The following is a 19,881-nucleotide window of genomic DNA, read 5'->3' as shown; positions in this document are numbered from 1 at the left end:
AAGCTCCCGTCGGAAAGGTTCCGGCGGGTCCGGGCTCCTATGCCCCCCAAGGGTCTGGAACCCCTCGGATGAAGGCAGGCGGGCGGCCGGGGGCTTCAGGCCTGGGGCAGCCGGGACCGGTCGCCCAGCCGGGCCTCCACGCGGTCCAGGCAGTCGCGCATCATGGGGCGCTTGATGCGGCCCTGGGTGGCCTCTCCCAGGCCCAGCATCTGCTCGGTGAGCCAGCGGGTGAGGAAGAGCAGCGGGACGCGGTCCTCGGGGGCCAGGTCCCGCTCCAGGTAGCGCTTGTTGCGCACGTAGTCGTCGAAGGCGTCGAACTCGCGGGCCAGGTCCCACTTCGCCAGCCTCAAGGCCTCCGCGTAGACGGCCGGGGCGGGGCGCCGGGTGGCCTCCTGGAACAGCGGGGCGAACTCGCCCAGGGTCGCGGGGTCCAGGTCCTGGACCGGTGGAGGCCAGGACTCCAGGTCCTTGGCGAGCAGCCGCGCCACCTCTTCCAGCAGGTGGTCCACGAGGGTGACGGGCTTGAGGTCGAAGAGGTGGTCCCAGCGCGAGGGCATGTGTCAGGGGCTGGCGGCGGCGGCGGTGGGCAGGGCCACCGGAAGGGGAGGGGATGGAAGCGCGGCGACGGGTGTGGCCACGGGGCCGTCAACATAGCCCAGGGCCAGCTCGCGCTGGATGACCTCCCACACGGCCCGGCGCGTGAGCAGCTCGCCGTGGGGCACCACGCCGGACAGCTCCACGTTGAAGACGTTGGGTTGGCCGTCCACGTCCAGCACGGAGGACGGGAAGCGCGCGATGACGTCATGCCGCGAATAGATGGACACGAGCCGCACGTGGCGCGGGAAGGCGCCCACGCTCAGTTCCTTGATGAAGCGCGAGGTCGGCGTGAGCTGCCACATGCTGCGGCTGAACCAGCCCAGCGTCGCGCAGCCCAGGTAGGCCATGCGCGTGCCCTTGTGCGGCGTGCCCAGGGTGATGAGGCTCCTGACGCGCGTGTCGCCCCCGAGCCGCTTCACGTAGTACGTGCCGATGAGGCCGCCCTTGGAGTGGCCGATGATGGTGAGCGGCCCCATGCCCGGGTGGCGCTCGTAGAGCCGGTCCACCTTGCCCTGGACCTTGCGCGCCAGCTCGTCGATGCGGTGCGTGTTGAAGCGGTCCATGGTGCCACCCAGGTGGATGGACCAGACGCAGTAGCCCTCGCGGCGCAGGCGGTGCTCCAGCACCTCCAGGACGCGGCGCGTGCTGAAGAAGCCGTGCAACAGGAGCACCGGCTTCTGGCAGTGCTTGAAGTCCGTGCGGCGCACGACCTGGTTGCCGCGTGGATCCAGATCCACGTAGCTGGCCAGGTACTTCAGCTGGCACTTCAGCTTCCGGTACTGCAGCACGAACGGATTCATCCCCAGCCCCCGTCCTGGAACACGGAGCAAGCTAGGGAGCGGGTCTTCCCACGGCCTGGATCAGCGCCCGGCCGGTCAGGTGAAGTGTTGGAGAAAATTCATCAGCACCCGGTGCGCGTGCGGCGTCGGGGTGATGCCGGACAACAGCCGGGGGACGTACTCGCCCTCGGGGACGCCCTTCTCCCGCGCGAGCGCGTCCAGCTTGTCCTCGCGGGCGAGGATGACCGCGCGCATGGCGTCCGTGGGCATCTCCGGGTGGAACTGCACGCCGCGCACGTTGCGCCGGAACGCGAGCGCCTGGTTCGCGGTGTTGGCGTTGCCCGCGAGCACCGTCGCTCCTTCCGGCAGTCGGGAGACGATGTCCTCGTGGGTCTGCTGCACGGCGAAGCGCTCCGGCAGGCCGGTGAACAGCGGATCCGCGCGGCCCTCGGGTGAGAGCGTCACCTCCACGGTGCCCGTCTCGCGGCCGTTGGGGTTGCGCGTCACCTTGCCGCCGTAGGCCTCCGCGAGCAGTTGTTGGCCAAAGCACACGCCGAGCACGGGGATGCCCTGCTCGCCCGCCTCCACCATGAAGGCGCCCGCGCGCTCCATCCACGGCTCGCGCTGCGTCACCGACAGGGGTGAGCCCGTCATCATCACCGCGTCGTAGCCCTTCGCGTCCTTCGGTAGGGGCGCGCCCTTGTGCACCGGGAGGATGTCGAAGCGCTGACCGGACAGTCCGATGGTTTGCAGAAACCACCGCTCGTAGTCGCCCACGGAGAGCTGGACGGAGGTCGCCGCGTCGCCGGCTTTCAGCAGGAGGACGTTCTTCATGGGGGCAGCTTGCCGCGTCATGTCCCCATTCCTACCGTGTCCAGCCGTCCGTGTCCGGTGCCCGCCACTTCCAGGTCGCTCGCGCGCCGTGCTCACCCGAGGCCTCGTCATGACCGACGCTCGTTCGCTTACTCCCAAGCTCCCCGTGCTCAAGCTCGTCATCGACGGGCAGCAGGTGGACCCGATTGAAGGCGGCACCTTCGCGGTGGTGAATCCCGCCACCGGCCAGAAGATCGCCGACGTGCCCGCGGGCACCGCCGCGGACGTGGACCGCGCGGTGAAGGCCGCGCGCCGCGCCTTCGAATCCGGGCCGTGGGGGAAGATGACCGGCCGCGAGCGCGGCAAGCTCATCCGCAAGCTGGCGGACCTGCTCTACGAGCGCCGCGAGGAGTTCGCGCTCGTCGAGTCGCTGAACAACGGCAAGACCTTCAAGGACGCCATCCGAGGTGACGTGGCGCCGGCCGCCGCGACGCTCGCGAACTTCGCGGACATGGCCAGCACCATCACGGGCGAGGTGCTGCCCGTGGACGGCCCCTTCCACACCTACGCGCTGAAGGAGCCGGTAGGCGTGGTGGGCGCCATCGTGCCGTGGAACTACCCCACGTGCATGCTGGGCTGGAAGCTGGGGCCCGCGCTGGCCGCCGGCTGCACGGTGGTGGTGAAGCCCTCCGAGTACACGCCGCTCACCGCGCTGAAGCTGGGCGCGCTGGCGCTGGAGGCGGGCTTCCCGCCCGGCGTCATCAACGTCATCACCGGCCTGGGTGACCCCGCGGGCGAAGCCATCGCCCGGCACCCGGACGTGGACAAGATCTCCTTCACAGGCTCCGGCCGCACCGCGCGCCGGCTGCTCCAGGCCTCCGCCGCGAGCAACCTGAAGAAGCTGACGCTGGAGCTGGGCGGCAAGAGCCCGCAGATCATCTTCCCGGACGCGGACTTCGACCGCGCGGTGGACGCGTGCTTCTGGGGCATCTTCGGCAACAAGGGGGAGACCTGCAACGCGGGCAGCCGCGTGCTGGTGCACCAGGATGCCTACGAGGCCTTCGTCACGAAGCTCGTGGAGAAGGCGCGCACGATGAAGGTGGGCGACCCGCTGGACGCGACCACGGAGATGGGCGCGCTGGTGAGCCAGAAGCAGATGGACGTGGTGCTGGGCTACATCGAGAGCGGCAAGCAGCAGGGCGCGAAGCTGCTCGCGGGCGGTGGCCGCGACACGGAGGGCTTCAAGGCCAAGGGCTGCTTCGTGAAGCCCACCATCTTCGGCGACGTGAAGCCGGACATGAAGATCGCCCAGGAGGAGATCTTCGGCCCGGTGCTCAGCTGCCTGCGCTTCCGCGACGACGCGGAGGCCATCGCGATGGCGAACAGCACGCAGTACGGCCTGGCCGCGTCCATCTGGACGGGCGACGTCGCGAAGGCCCACGCGCTGGCGAAGCAGGTGAAGAGCGGCGTGGTGTGGATCAACTGCTTCAACGAGTTCGACGACGCGGCGCCCTTCGGTGGCTACAAGGAATCCGGTTGGGGCAAGGACCTGGGCCACCACGCGCTGGATGGTTACCTCCAGACCAAGGCCGTGTGGACGAAGCTGCCGTCTCCGTGACGCACCCCGCGCGCTCCATTCCATTCCACCGCTTCACCGCCGCATGACGAAGAAAAGGAAGGTCCGCATGGCGTCGCGTCCCAAGGCCAAGGTGCTCACCCATCCGGCGATGGCCCGCCGGGCCCGCGCGAAGGAGCGGAGCGAGGGAGGGCCGCGAGCGGTGGCCGGACAGCAGGGGGACATGGACTCCCTGCGCCGGTGGATGGACGAGAAGGGCGTCCGCAAGGTGAAGCTGGGCGCCATCGACGTGGATGGCGTCTTCCGCGGCAAGTACGTCTCGCTGGAGAAGTTCTACAGCGCCGCGAAGAGCGGCCTGGGCTTCTGCGACGTCGTCTTCGGCTGGGACCTGGGCGACGAGCTGCTGGACAACACGAAGGTGACGGGCTGGCACACGGGCTACCCGGACACGCCCGCGAAGGTGGACCTGTCCACCGCGCGCATCATCCCGTGGGAGCCGGACACCGCGGCGTTCCTGCTGGACTTCGTGAACCCGGACGGCACGCCCTTCGAGGCGAGCCCGCGCCAACTGCTCCAGAAGATGGGCCAGCGCGCGCGCAAGCTGGGCTTCCTGCCCAAGTTCGGCGCGGAGTACGAGTTCTTCCTCTTCAAGGAGGGCCCGCAGAGCCTGCATGAGAAGGGCTTCAAGGACCTCACGCCGCTGACGCCGGGCATGTTCGGCTACTCGTGGCTGCGCACGTCCATGAACGCGCCGCTGGTGCACGCGCTCATCGACGGGTGCAACGCGTACGGGCTCAACATCGAGGGCTTCCACACGGAGACAGGTCCCGGCGTCTTCGAGGCGGCCATCCGCTACGACACGCTGGAGCTGGCGGCGGACCGCGCGGCGCTCTTCAAGACGGTGGTGAAGGAGATCTGCGCGAAGCACGGCGTGTCCGCGTGCTTCATGGCGAAGGTGGACCCGAAGCTGCCGGGCTGCTCCGGCCACGTGCATCAGTCGCTGTGGAACCTGAAGGACGAGGAGAACCTCTTCCACGACCCGTCGCAGAAGCACGGGATGAGCAAGCTGATGCGGCACTACATCGGCGGGCAGGTGGCGCTGATGCCGGAGTTGACGGCGCTCTACTGGCCCACCATCAACAGCTACAAGCGCAGCGTGGAGAACACCTGGGCGCCCACCACCGCGACGTGGGGCCTGGAGAACCGCACCTGCGCCATCCGCGTCATCGGCGACAGCGCCAAGTCCATGCGCATCGAGTACCGCCAGCTGGGCGCGGACATGAACGCGTACATCGGCATGGCGGTGAGCCTGGCCGCGGGCCTGTGGGGCATCGAGAACGAAATCGAGCCGCCCGCGCCCGTGCTGTCCAACGCCTACGAGGCGAAGAACACCAAGCCGCTGCCCCGCAACCTGAAGGACGCGGTGGCGCTGCTCAAGAACAGCGAGCGCGCCCGCGAGATCCTGGGCGACGGCTTCGTGGACCATTTCGTGCGCACCCGCGAATGGGAGGTGCGCCAGTACGAGCGGGCGGTCACCTCCTGGGAGCTGGAGCGCTACCTGGAACTCATCTGATTTGAAGGAGCACCGTTCATGAAACCTTTCGACATTCCCTCCGAGCCGCGCGTCACGGAGATGGCCTGGCCCACGCGCATCGTGTTCGGCGCGGGCGCGCTCCAGAAGCTGCCCGCGCACGCGGCTCGGTTGAACATGAAGCGCCCGCTGCTGGTGACGGACGCGGGCGTGGTGAAGGCGGGGCTCGCCACGCGCGTGACGGACGTGCTCAAGGCCGCGGGCATGGAGTGCGCGGTGTTCGACCGCGTGGAGCCCAACCCCACGGAGAAGGACGTGTTCGCGGGCCTGGAGGCGTACCGCGCGCACAAGGCGGACGGCATCGTCGCCCTGGGCGGTGGCAGCGCCCTGGACGCGGGCAAGCTGGTGCAGTTGCTCACCACGCACGAGCCGCCACTCAGCCGCTACGACGACGCGAAGGGCGGCGACCAGTACGTGCGCGACGACATGCCCCCGCTCATCGCCATCCCGACGACGGCGGGCACGGGCTCTGAAGTCGGGCGCTCGGGCGTGGTGACGCTGGCGGATACGGGCCGCAAGACGGTCATCTTCAGCCCGCACCTGCTGCCGAAGGCGGCGGTCATCGACCCGGAGCTGACGCTGGGCCTGCCCCCGTCCGTCACGGCGGCCACGGGCATGGACGCGCTCACCCACTGCATCGAGGCGTATGTCGCCAATGGCTTCCATCCGCTCGCGGACGCAGTGGCCATCGACGGCGTGATGCGCGTGGGGCGCTCGCTGGTGACGGCGGTGAAGGAGGGCCGCGACCTGGCGGCGCGCACGGACATGATGGTGGCCGCGATGGAGGGCGCCATGGCCTTCCAGAAGGGCCTGGGCGCGAGCCACGCGCTGGCGCACGCGCTCACGCCCATCTCCAACGTGCCGCACGGGCTGGCGAACGCCATCGTCCTGCCCGCGGTGATGGAGTTCAACCGCGCGTCCTGCACGGCGCGGCTGGCGCGCATCGCCACGGCGCTGGGGGACACGACCAACGCGCGTGAAGAGGTGCTCGCGGCCAACGCCATCGACCGCGTGCGCAAGCTGGCGGCGGCCGTGGGGATTCCGACGCGGCTGCGCGACGCGGGCGTGCAGGAGAAGGACCTGGAGCACATCGCGCAGAAGGCCTTCCAGGACGCGTCCCACCAGGGCAATCCGCGCGCCGTGACGGAAGCGGACCTCTTGGCCATGGCCCGCGAGGCGTACTGAAAAGCGGCTTCACTCCAACTTGATTTCAGAGTGTTTCAGCGGGGCCTCTTCCGAGGGAAACGGGAGGGGCCCCGTGCCTTTGGCGCGCGTGAATCAAGCAGTGACTCCTCCGTCAGAAGGTTCAGAACGCAGCACAACGCGGTTCACGGAGGCAGGTCATGAAGGCGATGCTCAAGAAGATGGTGGTGGCTGTGGCGCTGGTCGCGAGCTCCCCGGTGATGGCGGCGGACTTCCACGGCGCCTCCCCCCTCGTGAGCCGTCAGGACCAGGCTCGCATGGAGCGCGAACGGCACGAGCGCGAGCGCCTGGCGCGGCTGGAGCGGGAACGGATGGAGCGGGCGCGGATGGAGCGCGAGCGTCAGGCCCGCATCGAACGCGAGCGTCAGGAGCGTGAGCGTCAGGCCCGCATCGAGCGTGAGCGTCGGGAGCGCGAGCGCCAGGCCCGCATCGAGCGCGAGCGTCAGGAGCGGGAGCGTCAGGCCCGCATCGAGCGTGAGCGCAGGGAGCGGGAGCGGGCGCGGATGGAGCGCGAGCGTCAGGAGCGGGAGCGGTTGGCGCGGCGCGACTCGCACTATCGGGGCGGCTGGGTGAACTAAGCAGCGATGGTGGCACAGCCTGAAGCAGCACGGAGGCCCGGGGGCGGATGATCACCCTCGGGCTTCTTCGCGTCTGGGGTCAGCGGGCGCCGGAGTCCGCGGCCATCGCGCGGGTCCCCGCATCCACGCCGCTGCCTGTCTCCGGTGTGAACTCCAGCGTCTCCACGAAGATGCGCCCCGGCAGCCGCAGGTCCATGGCGGTGATGCGCTCGCGGTCGCGCAACTCATAGAGCTGCCGTGCCACCCAGTTCGCCTGCACGGGCTCGTCGGAGAAGAAGACGTAGACGCGCACCTTCCCCTCCTGCACCGGCACGCGGAAGTGGGTGTTGGCGATGGGCCGGTTCGCCTCGCAGCGGATGGAGCGGTTCTCGCGCGTGAGCGTGAGTTGCCGGATGACGCCCTTCTCGGACGTCGTGAAGAGCAGGCAGTAGGGGAGCTGTCCCTCGACGGGGATGATCTCCATCGTCGCCAAGCCTGTGCGCTTCACCAGGGCACGCACCACCTTCGCGGGTGGCTTCGCGTCGTCGCAGCCCACGAAGCCCGCGCCCAGCACCATCACCGTCAACCAGCCCGTCCAGCGCGTCACGTGTTCTTCCCAGGGAAGGTGGAATGCCGACGCCGCGAGCCTACCCTTCCTGTCCGCGTGCGAAGCGGCTTCACCCCGGCTTCATTTCAGAGTGTTTCAACAGGGCCATCTTCCGATGGCGCTGTTGAATCAGGCAGGGCCTCCCCCGTCAGTAGGGACAGAACGCAGCACAACGCGGCTCACGGAGGCAGGTCATGAAGGCGATGCTCAAGAAGATGGTGGTGGCTGTGGCGCTCGTCGCGAGCTCCCCGGTGATGGCGGCGGACTTCCACGCCGCCAGCCCCCTCGTGAGCCGCCAGGACCAGGCCCGCATGGAGCGCGAGCGGCAGGAGCGGGAACGGCAGGAGCGCGAGCGTCAGGCGCGGCTGGAGCGGGAGCGGCAGGAGCGGGAGCGGCAGGCGCGGCTGGAGCGGGAACGGCAGGAGCGGGAGCGGCAGGCCCGGCTGGAGCGCGAGCGGCAGGAGCGGGAGCGGCAGGCCCGGTTGGAGCGCGAGCGGCAGGAGCGCGAACGGCAGGCGCGGCTGGAGCGGGAACGGCAGGAGCGGGAGCGCCTGGCGAAGCTGGAGCGCAGCCGTTACGGCGGTGGCTGGCTGAACTAGGCGGCCACGGTGTCACAGCGTGAAGCAGCACGGAGGCCCGGGGGCGGACATCCACCCTCGGGCCTCTTCGCGTCTGGCGGTCAGTTGGCCAGGGGCTCCACGGTCAACTGCCGGGTGCCGGCGTCCGCGGCCGTGCCTCCGTCGGACGTCACCACGCCACCCGCGCCCACGACGCCGCCCGTGGCTTCCGGCTCGCCCGTCTCCGGCGTGAAGTCCAGCGTCTCCACGAAGACGCGCCCTGGCAGCCGCAGGTCCATCGCGGTGACGCGCTCGCGGTCGCGGAGGTCGTAGAGCTGCTGCGCCACGGAGCCCGCGGGCACGCGCTCGTCGGAGAAGAAGATGTAGACGCGCACCTTCCCCTCCTGCACCGGCACGCGGAAGCTGGTGTTCGCGACGGGGCGGCCCGGGTCGCAGCGGATGGAGCGGTTCTCACGCGTCAGCGTGAGCTGCCGGATGACGCCCTTCTCGGACATCGTGAAGAGCATGCAGTAGGGGAGCTGTCCTTCGACGGGGATGATCTCCATCGTCGCGGGTCCCGTGCGCTTCACCTGCGCGCGCGTCACCTTTGCTGGCGGTTTCGCGTCGTCGCAACCCACGAAGCCCGCGCCCAACACCATCACCGTCAACAAGCCCGTCCAGCGCGTCATGTGTTCCTCCCCGGGAAGGTGGAATGGCCGACACCATGAGCCTACCCTGGCGCCACGCCTTCCCGTCCTGTCGGCTTTTCGTGGACGCTCGCGAGGCCGCCAAGTGCACGGTCGTGCACATGGCTTCCTGCGTCATCCGGGCCCGGACCTACTCCGGGCGTTGGTAGACGATGACCTGCGGCGTTTCGTCCAGGTACAGCCCGGTGACGGGCGTGCGCGTGCCGAAGGCCTGCCACGTGAGGAACTCGTGCTCGCGGAACTCCTGGTGGTACTGGTACGCGACGATGTCCGCGTCGAACGGGCTGTTCACCGCCCGCACGTCCGGACGCAGCATGCCGTTGCGCTGGTAGTCGCGGAACGAGAAGCCGTTGACCTCGTGCAGGTAGATGCGCGCGCCCGGCTTCGCGTGTTCGTTGATCCACGGCAGCACGCCGGTGACGTGGCTGGACCAGAACTGCCGCTGCATCCCCAGCGTCGCCGCGCCCGGCAGCCCGCCCGCCAGCTCCGAGTACGCCGCCGTGCCGTACGGGAACACCCGCACCAGCCCCAGCAGGGCGGGCGCCATGAGCAGCGCGAACACCGGCACCGTCACCACCAGCGGTGACACCGACGGACGCCGCGCCTTCAGCACCTCCCACAGCGCGAAGCACCCGCGCGCCACCGCCGCGCCCGCGAGGATGCCCAGGAAGGGCATGGACGGGAACCAGTGCTTCACGCCGCCGAAGTGCGGCACCTGCGGGTGGCTGATGATGAGGATGGACGTCACCGCGTTGACGCCCACCAGCGCCTCCGACGCGGTGGGCATCCGCACCCATTCGCGCGTGCGTTCACTCAGGCTCAAGAGCGCGCGGCCCACGAGCGCCACGAAGCCCGTCACCATGGGCGCGAAGAGGCTGGTGGGCACCGTCAGCGCTGTCTTCACCACCACGTAGCTGAGAGGGAAGGGCGGCCCGCGCATCAGCGTGCCCAGGTAGAACCAGGCGTAGTGGTTGTGCGTCGCGTGGAAGGCCAGGTACCAGGCCGTGCGGTCCACCGGCGCGTGCCAGAGGTAGGGCCAGTGCAGGTAGAAGATGACGGGGCCCAGCACCGCCATGGCCGCCAGCGGCACCAGCGCCTGCGTCACCGGCAGGCTCACGCGGCGCAGGTCCCTCAGCAGCACCCAGCAGCCCACCGCGAGCCCCACGAAGAACAGCGTGTGCGGGCTGAGCAGCAGGAACTTCTTCTGGAACGCCGCGGGCCCTCCCAGGAACACCACCAGCAGGCCGTACAGCACCGCCACGGCGACGAAGAGCCCCACGAAGCGGAAGAGCCGCACGCGGGCCTCGGAATTGCCTTCGCTCGCCTGCCACGCGCGCCACAGCGCGAACGGCGACAGCACGAACGGCATGAAGAGCGCGTTGTGCTTCGTGGCGATGGCCAGGCCGAACGCCACGCCGCACGCGACGCCCCAGCGGGTGCTCTCCAGCGCGCGCCAGAAGCAGTACACGACGAGCAGCCACATCGCGGCCACCGGCATGTCGAAGCACGCCAGCTCCGCGTTGAAGTACTGGCGCGGCACCAACAGGAAGGAGAGGGCGGCGAACCACCCCGCGGTGCGGCCGTACAGCGCGCTGCCCAGGAGGAAGCACAGCGCGGGCACCAGCGCCGCCATCGCGAACGCGGGCAGCCGGTAGGCCGTCGCGTCGCGCATCACGCCCAGCGTGTCGTGGAAGAGCAGATGGCTCAGCCCGAACAGCGTCTTCATCAGCGCCGGGTGTTCGTGGTTGTAGTCCCACAACCGCACGATGGCGCTGTCCGTGAAGGCCTGCGCGGGCGAGCGGAAGAGCAGCCGGAACCACTGCGAATAGCCCTCCGCCGCGGCGAAGTAGACGCTCTCGTCGCGAGTGAAGCCCACGGCGGCTTCCGTGCTCCACAGCGCCACGAACGCCAGCACCCACAGCGCCAGGGCCGTGAGCTTCTCCTCGCGCGTGGCGGGGCGTCCCGTCATCTGGAGCGTCATGGCTTCACCCCCACCGCGGGCTCCAGCGCCATCACGTCCAGGCACACCTGCCGCGACTCCGCGTTGTCCGCCCGCACCCAGACCTTCACCGTGCGCGGCGGCCCGGGCGGCAGCAGCACCTCCGCCTTCTGCACGCCCTCGCGGCCCGGGGGAATGGGCACGTCCAGCAGCCGCTCGCCCGTGGCCGCGTCATCCACGCCCAGGTACGCCGTGGAGAGGCGCGGGTCCTTGGGGTGCGCGAACTCGAAGATGATGCCGCCCTCAAGCCGCAGGCCCATGCCGGAAGGCACGTTGGAGAACTCCGCCACCAGCCGCTGCGCGCCTCCAGGTGCGTGCATCCACAGGCAGTGCCGGGGCTCGTAGAAGATCTCGTGCCACTCCGGCGCCACGTACAGGTGCGGTGGGCCGGGGCAGCGGTGCACGCGTCCGTCGAAGGGGCAGTCCTTGCGCGAGCCGTCCGGCTGCTCCAGGTACACGCGCGCCGCGCTCGCGGACTCGCTCGCCACCCAGTGGCGCGGGCGGTAGCGGCCGTTCTCATAGAGGCGCAGCGACAGCGGGCCCATGCGCGACTCGGGGCCCAGCGCCTGGCGGCCGGGTTGGAAGACCGCGTCGAACGCGCCCACGTCGGAGCGGGGCAGCTCCGGCTGGCCCAGCACCCAGATGCGCGGGTGCGCGCTCAGGTCCGCGCGGTCCGACTCCAGCCACCCGTACACGGGCACGGAGGGCGGCACGAAGAGGCGGGCGCGCTCGGTCCACCAGGGGAACAGCAGCACCGCGTCCCCGGGGCGCGCGTCGCGGGCCAGCACGTCCGCCACGGCGCGCTCGTCCGCGTCCGTGGGCAGCCGGCCCGGAAGCCTCAGCTGGAAGACGAGGCACAGGAGCGCGACGAGCAACAGGGCCCCCAGCTCCGCCAGGGGCAGGGCGCGCAGGGCCTTAGGACTTGGCAAGACGGATCTTCTGCTCGCTCTTTTCGCGGCAGAAGGTGCAGAAGATGTGGTCGCCCTGATTGAAGGACGGCGTCCAGGGCGGGTACATCGAGCAGCGCGGATCCAGGCAGTGGTGCAGCTCCCAGAGCGTGCCCAGCTGGTGCAGCGCGTGCCGCGCGATGGGCTTGAAGTCCTTCTCCAGGTCCTTGAACGGCGCGATGGAGAGGATTGCCCGGTCCTTGCCGTAGCGCGCGAAGCCCGACGTGGGCGCCTTGCCGCTGGGCAGGTCGCGGTCCTTCAGCTTGCGCGAGGTGAGCAGCAGCACCTTGTCGTCCTTGTAGGCCCGGATGCCCTTCACCTCATCGAGCAGCTTCTCCGCGTCCAGGGGCTCGGACATGCCCGCGGGGATTTCAGCGGAGCCGCTGTGCTCGCTGCCCACGCCGAAGGCCGTGTAGAGCGTGCGGTTGAACTTGGCGAGCTGCTTGTCGTCGAAGGGGTCCAGCGTCACGACGCGAATCACGGGGCGTCACCTCGGCGGGAAGGCCCTCGCGGTGCCAGGCACGCGCTTGAATGCGCGACGCGGGCGGCCGGGAGGGCCGTGGGGTTCACTCGTCCTCGGGCGGCTTCGCCTTGGGAGGACGGCCACGCTTCTTGGGCGCGGCGGGCTCCGCGGGCGCGGCGCCTTCGGGCGGCTTCGCCTTGGGCGGACGGCCGCGCTTCTTCGGGGCGGGGGCTTCCGCACCCTCCGCCACCTCCGGCTTCGGCTTGGGCGGACGGCCGCGCTTCTTCGGGGCGGCGGGCTCGGCGCCCTCCGCCGGCTTGGCCTTGGGCGGACGGCCGCGCTTCTTGGGAGCGTCCTCGGACGCCTCCTCGCCGCCTTCCTCCTCGCCGCCCTCCTCCTCGGAGGACTCCTCGTCGGACTCGGACTGCGGCTCCTCGTCCGAGGGCAGGTCCAGCTCTCCGCCCTCCAGACCCATGAGGTCGCCGTCCAGGTCCATGTCGTCCTCGTCGCCACCGGGCCGCGCGAACTCCGCGGCGGTGCGCTTGGGACGCTCCTTCCCGGGCGGGAAGAGGACGATGTCGATGGAGTCCTCGGCGTTGGCCTCGGCGGTGCCCAGCGCGGCGGCGACCTCCGAGACCAGCAGGTGCCGGGCGTTGTCGTAGAGCTCGCGCTCCTTGGTGGGCAGCGGCCGCAGCTCACTGAGGACCTGGAGGCCCTTGACGACCTCCGCCAGCCCCAGGATGCCGCCCTGGGTCATGCGGTCCAGGTTGGTGCGCGCGCGCTGCTTCCAATCCAGGTCGGCCTTGTCGCTGTCCGAGCGGAGGAACGCGTAGATCTCCTCCACGTCGGCCGGACTGGCCACCTTGCGCACGCCGATGGAGAGGATCTTCCCTTGCGGCACCATCACGACCGCGCCGTCTTCCTCCCGGCGCATGGTGACGAAGGTGAGGCTCTGGCCCGCCACCTCCTTCACGTCGATGGCGGCGACGCGGCAGACCCCCTGGTTGGGGTAGACGACCCGGTCTCCAACCTGGAGCTGGAGTGCAGCGGACCCTTCTGGCATGGCCCCCTCGTGGGCGGGTGGGATGAGCACCGAAGCGAGCGCCGGTCGTAGCACCGTGCCCCGCCGGATGCCACGAGATTACCGGGGAAGCGTTGTCATCCGGTTGGCATTGCGCTGCGCTTCCAACAGCTTGGCCATGACCTCGTGCGCCTGCGAGTCCAGGACCGCGTCGATTTGGGCGTCGGTCGGCCCCTCGTCCGCCGTGCTTCCGGGCCGCGCGTCCACGCGGGTGGAAAGTCCCACCGTCGCCATCACCGCGATCCCCAGGCCCAGCACCGCCAAGAGCTTCTTCATGAGCGTCCTCCGTGGCGGCCCAGGGTAGGGGCGGCGTCCGGATGATCAATTTTTCGGCTACAGGCTGGCGGTGTCCTGTAGCGGCCCGTCGCGCGCGCTACTGGTGCAGCGGCGCCACCGGTGTCACCTCCAGCGTGAGGCCGCCGGAGTTGTCGTGGACGTCGTCATCCGGGAACGCGAGCCGCAGCCAGCTCGCGCCGCGCATCACCGTGGGCTGGTTGACCTCCAGCACCTCCAGCGTGCCCGGGGCCACGGCCGGAGACGGCCCCGCGCCATGCAGCGCGAGCACGCCGTTCACCTCGCCGCCGCCGAAGCCGCGCGTGCGCGCCGGCTCCCCGGCCGAGCGCACCACGACGCGGTAGGTGGTGGACGGATCCAGCTCCCGGAGCGTGAAGCCGTCGTGGGGGGACAGCGAGACGGCGTGCCGGCGCGCGTCCAGGAGCAGGGTGGTGATGGCGCCGCTCGACTCTTCGCGCACGTGCACCTGGAGCGCGCCGCGGTTGTCGTCCGGGCGGTCGTCCCAGAGGAACACGTAGAGGACGGAAGCGTCGCGCACCAGGACCTCGTCCGCGCCCACCAGGCCGAAGCTGTCGCGCGCGGCCAGCGCCGTGCCGCCCTCCAGGAAGTACACGGCCTGGGCCACCGGCAGCGGGCCACCCACGGACACGCGGCCCTCCACGCGCAGGCCGTAGGTGCGGGACGGATCCAACCGCATGCGCGCCGCCTGGGACGGAGGCACGAGCAGGGCATGCGCGACCGCGCTGAGCGCGAACGGGCCTCCGGAGGAATATCGGGCAATGGCCGCGGCCGTGTCGTCCGGGCCCGCGCGGGGCAGGGCGCGCGCCGCGGCCGCTTGCTTCGGCGCGAGCCGCGCGTGGACCGCCAGCGTGGTGCCGCGCTCGGCGTGCACGCGCTGGCTGAAGGGCACCATGCCCGGCAGCAGCACCTCCAACACATGGTCGCGGTCCGACGGAAGCTGGGTGATGAGCGTGGGTGTCGTCTCCCTCAGCGTCCGGCCGTCCACGCGGATGGTGGCGCCCGGGGGCGAGGAGCTGAGCTCCACCGCGAACGTGTTGGAGCCGCCCATGACCAGGCCCAGCCACGTGGCCACGAGCGCCGCCACCACCACCGGCGCGCCCCGCACCGCCCAGCCGCGCAGGGAGCGGTGCCACGCGGGCCGCGGCTCCGGAGGCATCGCCTGCGGGGGCAGGGGCTGTGTCGTCAGATCGCCTCGCGGCTCGCGGGGCTCACCCCCGGGCTCGGAGACGTGGCGGGGCACCTCCGGCGGCGTGGGGATGGGCGGCGGTTCGACGACGCCGCTCCAGCGGCCCACGCGGGCGATGAACTCGCGCGGCAGCTGCACCGGGCGGCCGGCCTCCACGAGCTCCGGCTCGAAGAGGTAGCCCATGAAGTGGCCCAGGTCACTGGCGGACACGTCCGGCGCGGTGACGTGGAGCTGGCGCGCCAGCGCCTCCGCGAAGGCCTGCGCCGTGGGGTAGCGCTGCTCCGGGCTCGTGGCCATCGCGGTGAGCAGGATGCGCTCCAGCGCGGCCGGGATGTTTGGCATCCACTCGCGCGGGCGGGGGAAGTCGCCCTGCGAGATCTTCCGCAGCACGTCCTGGAGCGAGCCCTCGAAGGGGCGCCGCCCGCAGAGCATCTCGTAGAGGACCGTGCCCGCGGCGAACACGTCCGTGCGCGCGTCCAGCGCCTCGCCGCGCGCCTGCTCCGGCGCGAAGTAGACGTACTTGCCCTTCGCGGGGTCGGCCTTCGTGTCGGAGCGTCCGGCGAGCCGCGCACGCGCGATGCCGAAGTCCACCAGCTTCACCTGCCCCTCGAAGGAGAGGAGCACGTTCTGCGGGCTCACGTCCCGGTGGACGATGTGCAGCGGGCGGCCGTTGTCATCCAGCCGCGTGTGCGCGTACGCCAGCCCCCGCAGCATGTCGATGGCCACCAGCACCGCCAGCGGCGGCGGCAGCGCGGGCAGCCCCTTCTCCCGCGCCCGGCGCATCACTCGCGAGAGCGGATGGCCGTCCACCCACTCCATCGCGAGGAAGTACTCGCCCTCCACCTCGCCGAAGTCGAAGATCTGCGCGATGTTGCCGTGCGACAGCCCCAGCGCGATGCGCGCCTCGTTGATGAACATGGACACGAACGCGCTGTCGTCCGCGTAGCCCGGGAGGATCTTCTTGATGACCACCGGCTTCGTCACGCCCGCCACCGCCGTCATCCGGGCGCGGTAGATCTCCGCCATGCCGCCCGTCGCGATGCGCTCGAGCAGCTTGTACTTGCCGAACTGGAAGCCGGCGGAGGGCGGCGGCACGTTCGAATCGGCTCCGGTGGAGGGGAGTCCTTCGCAAAAACCGCGAGAAGCTATCATGAGGCCATTCAGACGCTCCGGGTGGAATATTCCGCTACGCTCGCCAGCCTGTTCCCGTAACCCTGCATTCTTCCTCCTGGTATGGAGCAGCCTCACATGGGGTGGCTGCCGGGAGTCCCCGCCTATCGAACCGGCACGCACAGTATCTCCATCGCCAGGACCCAGCGTGGACCCGGGCTCTGCTCCACCTGCTCCCAGGGACGCGGGCAGTTGGGCGGATGCGACCATCGCGCCCGTGTCCGCGCCCGCCTGGGGCGAGCCGCTTCCGGATGACGTCCTCCGGCTGGAGCTGTCGGGAGAGCAGGTGCGCCTGGGCGCGGAGACCTTCACTCCGGCCCGGATCCCGGACGCGGCCAGGCTCGCGGAGCGGGTGCGGGGCAGGGACGTGCTCGTCGCCGTGGAGGACGCGGACACGTTCCTCGCGCAGGTGTCGGACGCGCTGGCCGTCTTGCGCGCGCAGGCGGCGGAGGTGTGGCTCCGGCACCCGGACGCGCCGGTGGCCTACCGGTTGGTGCTGCGCGACGAGCAGGGCTTCCGGGCGTGGCTGGACGAGGTGGCGCCCGGCAAGCTGCGCATCATCCAGCGCGCTGACGGCTTCGAGTTGAGCACCAGCGTGGGCAAGCTGCCGGGGCCGGACCGCAATGGTCCGTCCGTTCCGGTGCGCGGCGGGCGCCAGGACATCGCGACGCTGCGGCGGGAGCTGGCGCGGCTGAAGACGCGCTTCACCACGTCGGACGACCTGTGCCTCGTTCCGTCGTTCGGCACGGAGGTGATGCAGGCCGCGCGGGCGCTCGGCGGCACGTACGTCGCGCCGGAGGAGGGGCTCTTCGACACGCTCTGCCTCGTGTACCCCACGCCCCGGTCCGCATCGGACGCGGGTTCACCCTAGGCCAGGGGCCACGAAGCCTCCCGCCTGGCGGGCGGGCACGCACCCCGGGTGGAGTCCCACGTTGCATTGAGGTGGTGGGTCCTCGCCGCTACTACCCGTGGCGGTCCGCGCGCCCTAATGTGCCGCGCGCCTTTTTCCTGAAGGCTTCGGAGGGCAATGCTCCCTCCCCGGAGGTCGTCGATGGTCGCCGCAACCGAGCCCGCTTCCCGTCCCCAGGATGTTCTCGCCGGGGGCACCTTCCTCTTCCAGGAGGTGGGCTCCACCCGCATCCTCACGCCGGAGGGGTTCTCCGAGGAGCAGCGGCTCTTCTTCAAGACGGCGCTCCAGTTCTGCCGGGAGCAGGTGCTGCCCCAGGCCACGCGCATCGAGGGCAAGGACAACGCGCTCCTGCGCGACCTGCTGCGCCGCGCGGGCGACCTGGGCCTCTTGAGCGTGGACATCGCGGAGACGTACGGCGGCACGGGCCTGGACAAGACGACGTCGCTCCTGCTCGCGGAGGCCATGAGCCTGTTGGGCTCCTGGTCGGTGACGTCCAGCGCGCACACCGGCATCGGGTCGCTGCCCATCGTGTGGTTCGGCAACGAGGCGCAGAAGGCGAAGTACCTGCCGAAGCTGGCCACGGGTGAGTGGGTGGCGGCGTACGCGCTGACGGAGCAGGGCAGCGGCAGCGACGCGCGCGGGGCGAAGACGAAGGCGGTGAAGTCCCAGGACGGCAAGCACTACGTCCTCAACGGCTCCAAGCTCTACATCACCAACGCGGCCTTCGCGGACGTGTTCGTCGTCTTCGCGCAGGTGGACGGCGACAAGTTCACCGGCTTCATCGTGGAGAAGGACACCCCGGGCCTCACCGTGGGCCCGGAGGAGCACAAGATGGGCATCCGCGGCTCGTCCACGTGCCCGCTCTACTTCGAGGACGCGCTCGTCCCCGTGGAGAACCTGCTGGGCGAGCTGGGCAAGGGCCACCGCATCGCCTTCAACATCCTCAACTACGGCCGCCTGAAGCTGGGCGCGGGCGTCATTGGCAGCATGAAGCTCCAGCTCCAGAGCGCGCTGAAGTTCGCGCAGGAGCGCAAGCAGTTCAAGGCGCCCATCGCCACGTTCCCGCTCATCCGCGAGAAGCTCGCGCGCATGGCCACGCTCGTCTACGCGGTGGAGAGCATGACGTACCGCACGGCGGGCCTGGTGGACGGGCGCCTCGCGTCCAAGGAGCGCTCGGACGCGGACTACGACGCGCACGTCATCGCCGCGATGGAGGAGTTCGCCACCGAGGCCTCCATCATGAAGGTCTTCGGCTCGGAGGCCATCGGCTTCCTGGTGGACGACGCGGTGCAGGTGCACGGCGGCGCCGGCTACATCGAGGAGTACCCGGTGGAGCGCGCCTACCGCGACGCGCGCATCAACCGCATCTTCGAGGGCACCAACGAGATCAACCGGATGCTCATCACCGGCATCCTGCTCAAGCGCGCCGTGAAGGGCGACCTGCCGCTGTTCGCGCAGGCGCGCTCCGTGGCGGAGGAGCTGGGCCGCGGCGAGCGTCCCCGCGCGGGCCGCCAGGACGCGCTGGCCAACGAGGAGATCGCCGCGGAGTGCGCCAAGCACCTGGCCATCCACGGCATGCGCCTGGCCGCGGAGAGCTTCGGCACGGAGCTGGACAAGCACCAGGAGGTCATGGCCGCGCTGGCGGACGTGGTGATGGACGCGTACGCGCTGGACTCCATGGTGACGCGCACCCGTCAGGCCGCCACCGGCGGCGTGCTGGACCCGGTGCGCGTGGCGCTGGTGCGGCTGTACGCGATGGAGTCCACCGCCCGCGCCTTCGAGCGCACCCGCCGCGCGCTCTGCGCCACGCTCAAGGGTGACGCGCTCACGCTGGAGCTCAAGCGCCTGTCCGCGCTGGACGCCTTCACGGCGTACGACCCGGCGGAGCTGCGGGAGACCATCGTCACGGGCCTGGAGGAGGCCGGCGGCTATCCGTACAACCCGCTGTAACGGCTGAAACGCGGGTGCCCTGCGAGCAGCGTCAGGGCATCCGCGACACGGCATCCAGGCCGAAGCTGACCCGGGCCCGCCAGGGCGCGGGCGGCAGGTGCTCCAGCGCCATCAGGTCCTCCAGCCGCTGGAGCATGTCCGGCCGCAGCCGGCCGAACGTCGCGCCGAAGCCCGGCGTCACCGCCTGCGCCACGCCCTTGCGCGGCACGGATGACGTCCACGCCACCTCGCCGTGGAGCAGCAGCGGCCCCTCCGTCATGTCCATCTCCATGAAGAAGGGCGTGCCCACCTGCACCTCGCGGGGCAGGGCGGGGGCGTCCACCTCCAGGCCCACGCCGCCCCGGGAGATGTCGCGCACGTAGAAGAACGGCGCCCGGGGGTCGGCCTCCCGCGCGCGCAGGTGCAGCGGCATGCGCGGGAAGCGGCGCAGGCCGTTCTGCTCCTCCTGGGCGAAGATGAACTGGAGCACCGCGTCCAGCGCGCTGCGATCCTCCGCGCCGTCGTAGCGCACGGTGAGCATGAAGCGCTCGCCGGGGCGCGGCTCCACCTTGACGACCTCGCCCAGCACCTCCACCGGCCGCGGCATGCCGCCCGCGTGCAGCTCGAAGGTGAAGCGGGTGCCCAGCGGCAGGGCCCTGCGCGTCTCCAGGGTGACGCCGCCCTGACCCACGCTGCGGGTGTACTCGCCGACCAGCGACTGCGGCGTCTTGTAGGCCACCTTCAGTCGAACGTTCGTGTTCACGCGCCCGTCAGTCTCAGCCTGGGAGCAAAAGAACTCAAGTTTACCCCACCCCCAAAGGTAGGCCCTCCGGCGTGTGCCCTGGCGGATGTCCGGCGCCGGGCGCGCCGTGTTCCAGCCTGTTGCGCGCTTTC

At 70.5% G+C, this 19,881-nt stretch carries 19 protein-coding genes; 7 read left to right on the top strand and 12 right to left on the bottom strand.

Annotated elements, in window-relative coordinates:
• Positions 1 to 95: 95 nt before the first annotated feature.
• The 3 genes from ACX114_RS30575 to ACX114_RS30565 all read right to left on the bottom strand — a co-directional run bounded on the left by ACX114_RS30575 (position 96) and on the right by ACX114_RS30565 (position 2,231).
• Complete coding sequence (locus ACX114_RS30575; RefSeq protein WP_459290360.1) at positions 96 to 557, bottom strand: hypothetical protein; 462 nt, start codon at positions 555 to 557, stop codon at positions 96 to 98.
• 3 nt (positions 558 to 560) lie between these two features.
• A complete protein-coding gene (locus ACX114_RS30570; protein ID WP_459290358.1) occupies positions 561 to 1,397 on the bottom strand; it encodes an esterase/lipase family protein in 837 nt (278 codons plus the stop codon).
• Positions 1,398 to 1,472: 75 nt separating this feature from the next.
• Positions 1,473 to 2,231, bottom strand: coding sequence for a glutamine amidotransferase (locus ACX114_RS30565; RefSeq protein WP_459290356.1), 759 nt, complete (start codon positions 2,229 to 2,231; stop codon positions 1,473 to 1,475).
• A gap of 88 nt (positions 2,232 to 2,319) precedes the next feature.
• Between ACX114_RS30565 and ACX114_RS30560 the strand changes: the two genes are divergently transcribed.
• The 4 genes from ACX114_RS30560 (at position 2,320) to ACX114_RS30545 (ending at position 7,137) form a co-directional block, all read left to right on the top strand.
• Complete coding sequence (locus tag ACX114_RS30560) at positions 2,320 to 3,807, top strand: aldehyde dehydrogenase family protein (protein ID WP_459290354.1); 1,488 nt, start codon at positions 2,320 to 2,322, stop codon at positions 3,805 to 3,807.
• Between the two features lie 67 nt (positions 3,808 to 3,874).
• Positions 3,875 to 5,338, top strand: coding sequence for a glutamine synthetase family protein (locus tag ACX114_RS30555; RefSeq protein WP_459290352.1), 1,464 nt, complete (start codon positions 3,875 to 3,877; stop codon positions 5,336 to 5,338).
• Between the two features lie 18 nt (positions 5,339 to 5,356).
• Positions 5,357 to 6,541 (top strand): iron-containing alcohol dehydrogenase, encoded by a 1,185-nt coding sequence (locus ACX114_RS30550; RefSeq protein WP_459290351.1) that lies wholly within the window; start codon positions 5,357 to 5,359, stop codon positions 6,539 to 6,541.
• 158 nt (positions 6,542 to 6,699) lie between these two features.
• On the top strand, positions 6,700 to 7,137 hold the full coding sequence (locus tag ACX114_RS30545; protein WP_459290349.1) for an ATP-dependent DNA helicase: 438 nt from the start codon (positions 6,700 to 6,702) through the stop codon (positions 7,135 to 7,137).
• A gap of 79 nt (positions 7,138 to 7,216) precedes the next feature.
• Here the strand turns inward: ACX114_RS30545 and ACX114_RS30540 are convergent, their stop codons facing one another.
• The gene (locus tag ACX114_RS30540) at positions 7,217 to 7,723 is read right to left on the bottom strand and encodes a hypothetical protein (RefSeq protein WP_459290347.1); all 507 of its coding nucleotides are present in this window, start codon (positions 7,721 to 7,723) and stop codon (positions 7,217 to 7,219) included.
• 194 nt (positions 7,724 to 7,917) lie between these two features.
• Between ACX114_RS30540 and ACX114_RS30535 the strand changes: the two genes are divergently transcribed.
• Positions 7,918 to 8,322, top strand: coding sequence for an ATP-dependent DNA helicase (locus ACX114_RS30535; protein ID WP_459290345.1), 405 nt, complete (start codon positions 7,918 to 7,920; stop codon positions 8,320 to 8,322).
• Positions 8,323 to 8,402: 80 nt separating this feature from the next.
• Here the strand turns inward: ACX114_RS30535 and ACX114_RS30530 are convergent, their stop codons facing one another.
• From ACX114_RS30530 to ACX114_RS30500, 7 genes are all read right to left on the bottom strand, one after another.
• Positions 8,403 to 8,969 carry a hypothetical protein gene (locus ACX114_RS30530; protein ID WP_459290343.1) on the bottom strand — a complete coding sequence of 189 codons (567 nt, stop codon included), beginning with the start codon at positions 8,967 to 8,969 and terminating at the stop codon, positions 8,403 to 8,405.
• 148 nt (positions 8,970 to 9,117) lie between these two features.
• Positions 9,118 to 10,956: an ArnT family glycosyltransferase gene (locus ACX114_RS30525; protein ID WP_459300324.1), complete on the bottom strand. Its 1,839-nt coding sequence runs from the start codon at positions 10,954 to 10,956 to the stop codon at positions 9,118 to 9,120.
• 8 nt (positions 10,957 to 10,964) lie between these two features.
• A complete protein-coding gene (locus ACX114_RS30520) occupies positions 10,965 to 11,915 on the bottom strand; it encodes a hypothetical protein (RefSeq protein ID WP_459290341.1) in 951 nt (316 codons plus the stop codon).
• The gene (locus ACX114_RS30515; protein ID WP_207048242.1) at positions 11,902 to 12,414 is read right to left on the bottom strand and encodes a hypothetical protein; all 513 of its coding nucleotides are present in this window, start codon (positions 12,412 to 12,414) and stop codon (positions 11,902 to 11,904) included. Before ACX114_RS30515 ends, ACX114_RS30520 begins: the two co-directional genes overlap by 14 nt.
• An 85-nt stretch (positions 12,415 to 12,499) precedes the next feature.
• The gene (locus ACX114_RS30510) at positions 12,500 to 13,459 is read right to left on the bottom strand and encodes a CarD family transcriptional regulator (protein WP_459290339.1); all 960 of its coding nucleotides are present in this window, start codon (positions 13,457 to 13,459) and stop codon (positions 12,500 to 12,502) included.
• A 78-nt stretch (positions 13,460 to 13,537) separates the two neighbouring features.
• The gene (locus ACX114_RS30505) at positions 13,538 to 13,753 is read right to left on the bottom strand and encodes a hypothetical protein (RefSeq protein WP_459290337.1); all 216 of its coding nucleotides are present in this window, start codon (positions 13,751 to 13,753) and stop codon (positions 13,538 to 13,540) included.
• A 97-nt stretch (positions 13,754 to 13,850) separates the two neighbouring features.
• On the bottom strand, positions 13,851 to 16,073 hold the full coding sequence (locus ACX114_RS30500) for a serine/threonine-protein kinase (RefSeq protein WP_459290335.1): 2,223 nt from the start codon (positions 16,071 to 16,073) through the stop codon (positions 13,851 to 13,853).
• A gap of 223 nt (positions 16,074 to 16,296) precedes the next feature.
• Here ACX114_RS30500 and ACX114_RS30495 point away from each other — a divergent pair, with 223 nt between their 5' ends.
• Together ACX114_RS30495 and ACX114_RS30490 are read left to right on the top strand one after the other, a co-directional pair.
• Entirely contained in the window at positions 16,297 to 17,019 is a 723-nt protein-coding gene (locus tag ACX114_RS30495) for a hypothetical protein (RefSeq protein WP_459290333.1), read from the top strand.
• Positions 17,020 to 17,199: 180 nt separating this feature from the next.
• Positions 17,200 to 19,008 carry an acyl-CoA dehydrogenase family protein gene (locus ACX114_RS30490; RefSeq protein ID WP_459290331.1) on the top strand — a complete coding sequence of 603 codons (1,809 nt, stop codon included), beginning with the start codon at positions 17,200 to 17,202 and terminating at the stop codon, positions 19,006 to 19,008.
• 31 nt (positions 19,009 to 19,039) lie between these two features.
• On the opposite strand, the gene ACX114_RS30485 is transcribed toward ACX114_RS30490, so the two are convergent.
• Positions 19,040 to 19,750: a PilZ domain-containing protein gene (locus ACX114_RS30485; protein WP_459290329.1), complete on the bottom strand. Its 711-nt coding sequence runs from the start codon at positions 19,748 to 19,750 to the stop codon at positions 19,040 to 19,042.
• Positions 19,751 to 19,881: the final 131 nt, after the last annotated feature.

This window comes from Corallococcus sp. M7, from assembly GCF_054512695.1.
Note: the sequence above shows the minus strand (reverse complement) of the source record. Positions and strands in the feature narration are given on the sequence as shown.

Excerpts from the sequence above, each read along its gene's own strand:
- ACX114_RS30505 (WP_459290337.1), bottom strand. The coding sequence starts at position 13,753 with ATGAAGAAGCTCTTGGCGGTGCTGGGCCTGGGGATCGCGGTGATGGCG.
- ACX114_RS30545 (WP_459290349.1), top strand. The coding sequence starts at position 6,700 with ATGAAGGCGATGCTCAAGAAGATGGTGGTGGCTGTGGCGCTGGTCGCG.
- ACX114_RS30490 (WP_459290331.1), top strand. The coding sequence starts at position 17,200 with ATGGTCGCCGCAACCGAGCCCGCTTCCCGTCCCCAGGATGTTCTCGCC.
- ACX114_RS30525 (WP_459300324.1), bottom strand. The coding sequence starts at position 10,956 with ATGACGGGACGCCCCGCCACGCGCGAGGAGAAGCTCACGGCCCTGGCG.
- ACX114_RS30560 (WP_459290354.1), top strand. The coding sequence starts at position 2,320 with ATGACCGACGCTCGTTCGCTTACTCCCAAGCTCCCCGTGCTCAAGCTC.
- ACX114_RS30510 (WP_459290339.1), bottom strand. The coding sequence starts at position 13,459 with ATGCCAGAAGGGTCCGCTGCACTCCAGCTCCAGGTTGGAGACCGGGTC.
- ACX114_RS30570 (WP_459290358.1), bottom strand. The coding sequence starts at position 1,397 with ATGAATCCGTTCGTGCTGCAGTACCGGAAGCTGAAGTGCCAGCTGAAG.
- ACX114_RS30535 (WP_459290345.1), top strand. The coding sequence starts at position 7,918 with ATGAAGGCGATGCTCAAGAAGATGGTGGTGGCTGTGGCGCTCGTCGCG.
- ACX114_RS30550 (WP_459290351.1), top strand. The coding sequence starts at position 5,357 with ATGAAACCTTTCGACATTCCCTCCGAGCCGCGCGTCACGGAGATGGCC.
- ACX114_RS30555 (WP_459290352.1), top strand. The coding sequence starts at position 3,875 with ATGGCGTCGCGTCCCAAGGCCAAGGTGCTCACCCATCCGGCGATGGCC.
- ACX114_RS30575 (WP_459290360.1), bottom strand. The coding sequence starts at position 557 with ATGCCCTCGCGCTGGGACCACCTCTTCGACCTCAAGCCCGTCACCCTC.
- ACX114_RS30565 (WP_459290356.1), bottom strand. The coding sequence starts at position 2,231 with ATGACGCGGCAAGCTGCCCCCATGAAGAACGTCCTCCTGCTGAAAGCC.
- ACX114_RS30530 (WP_459290343.1), bottom strand. The coding sequence starts at position 8,969 with ATGACGCGCTGGACGGGCTTGTTGACGGTGATGGTGTTGGGCGCGGGC.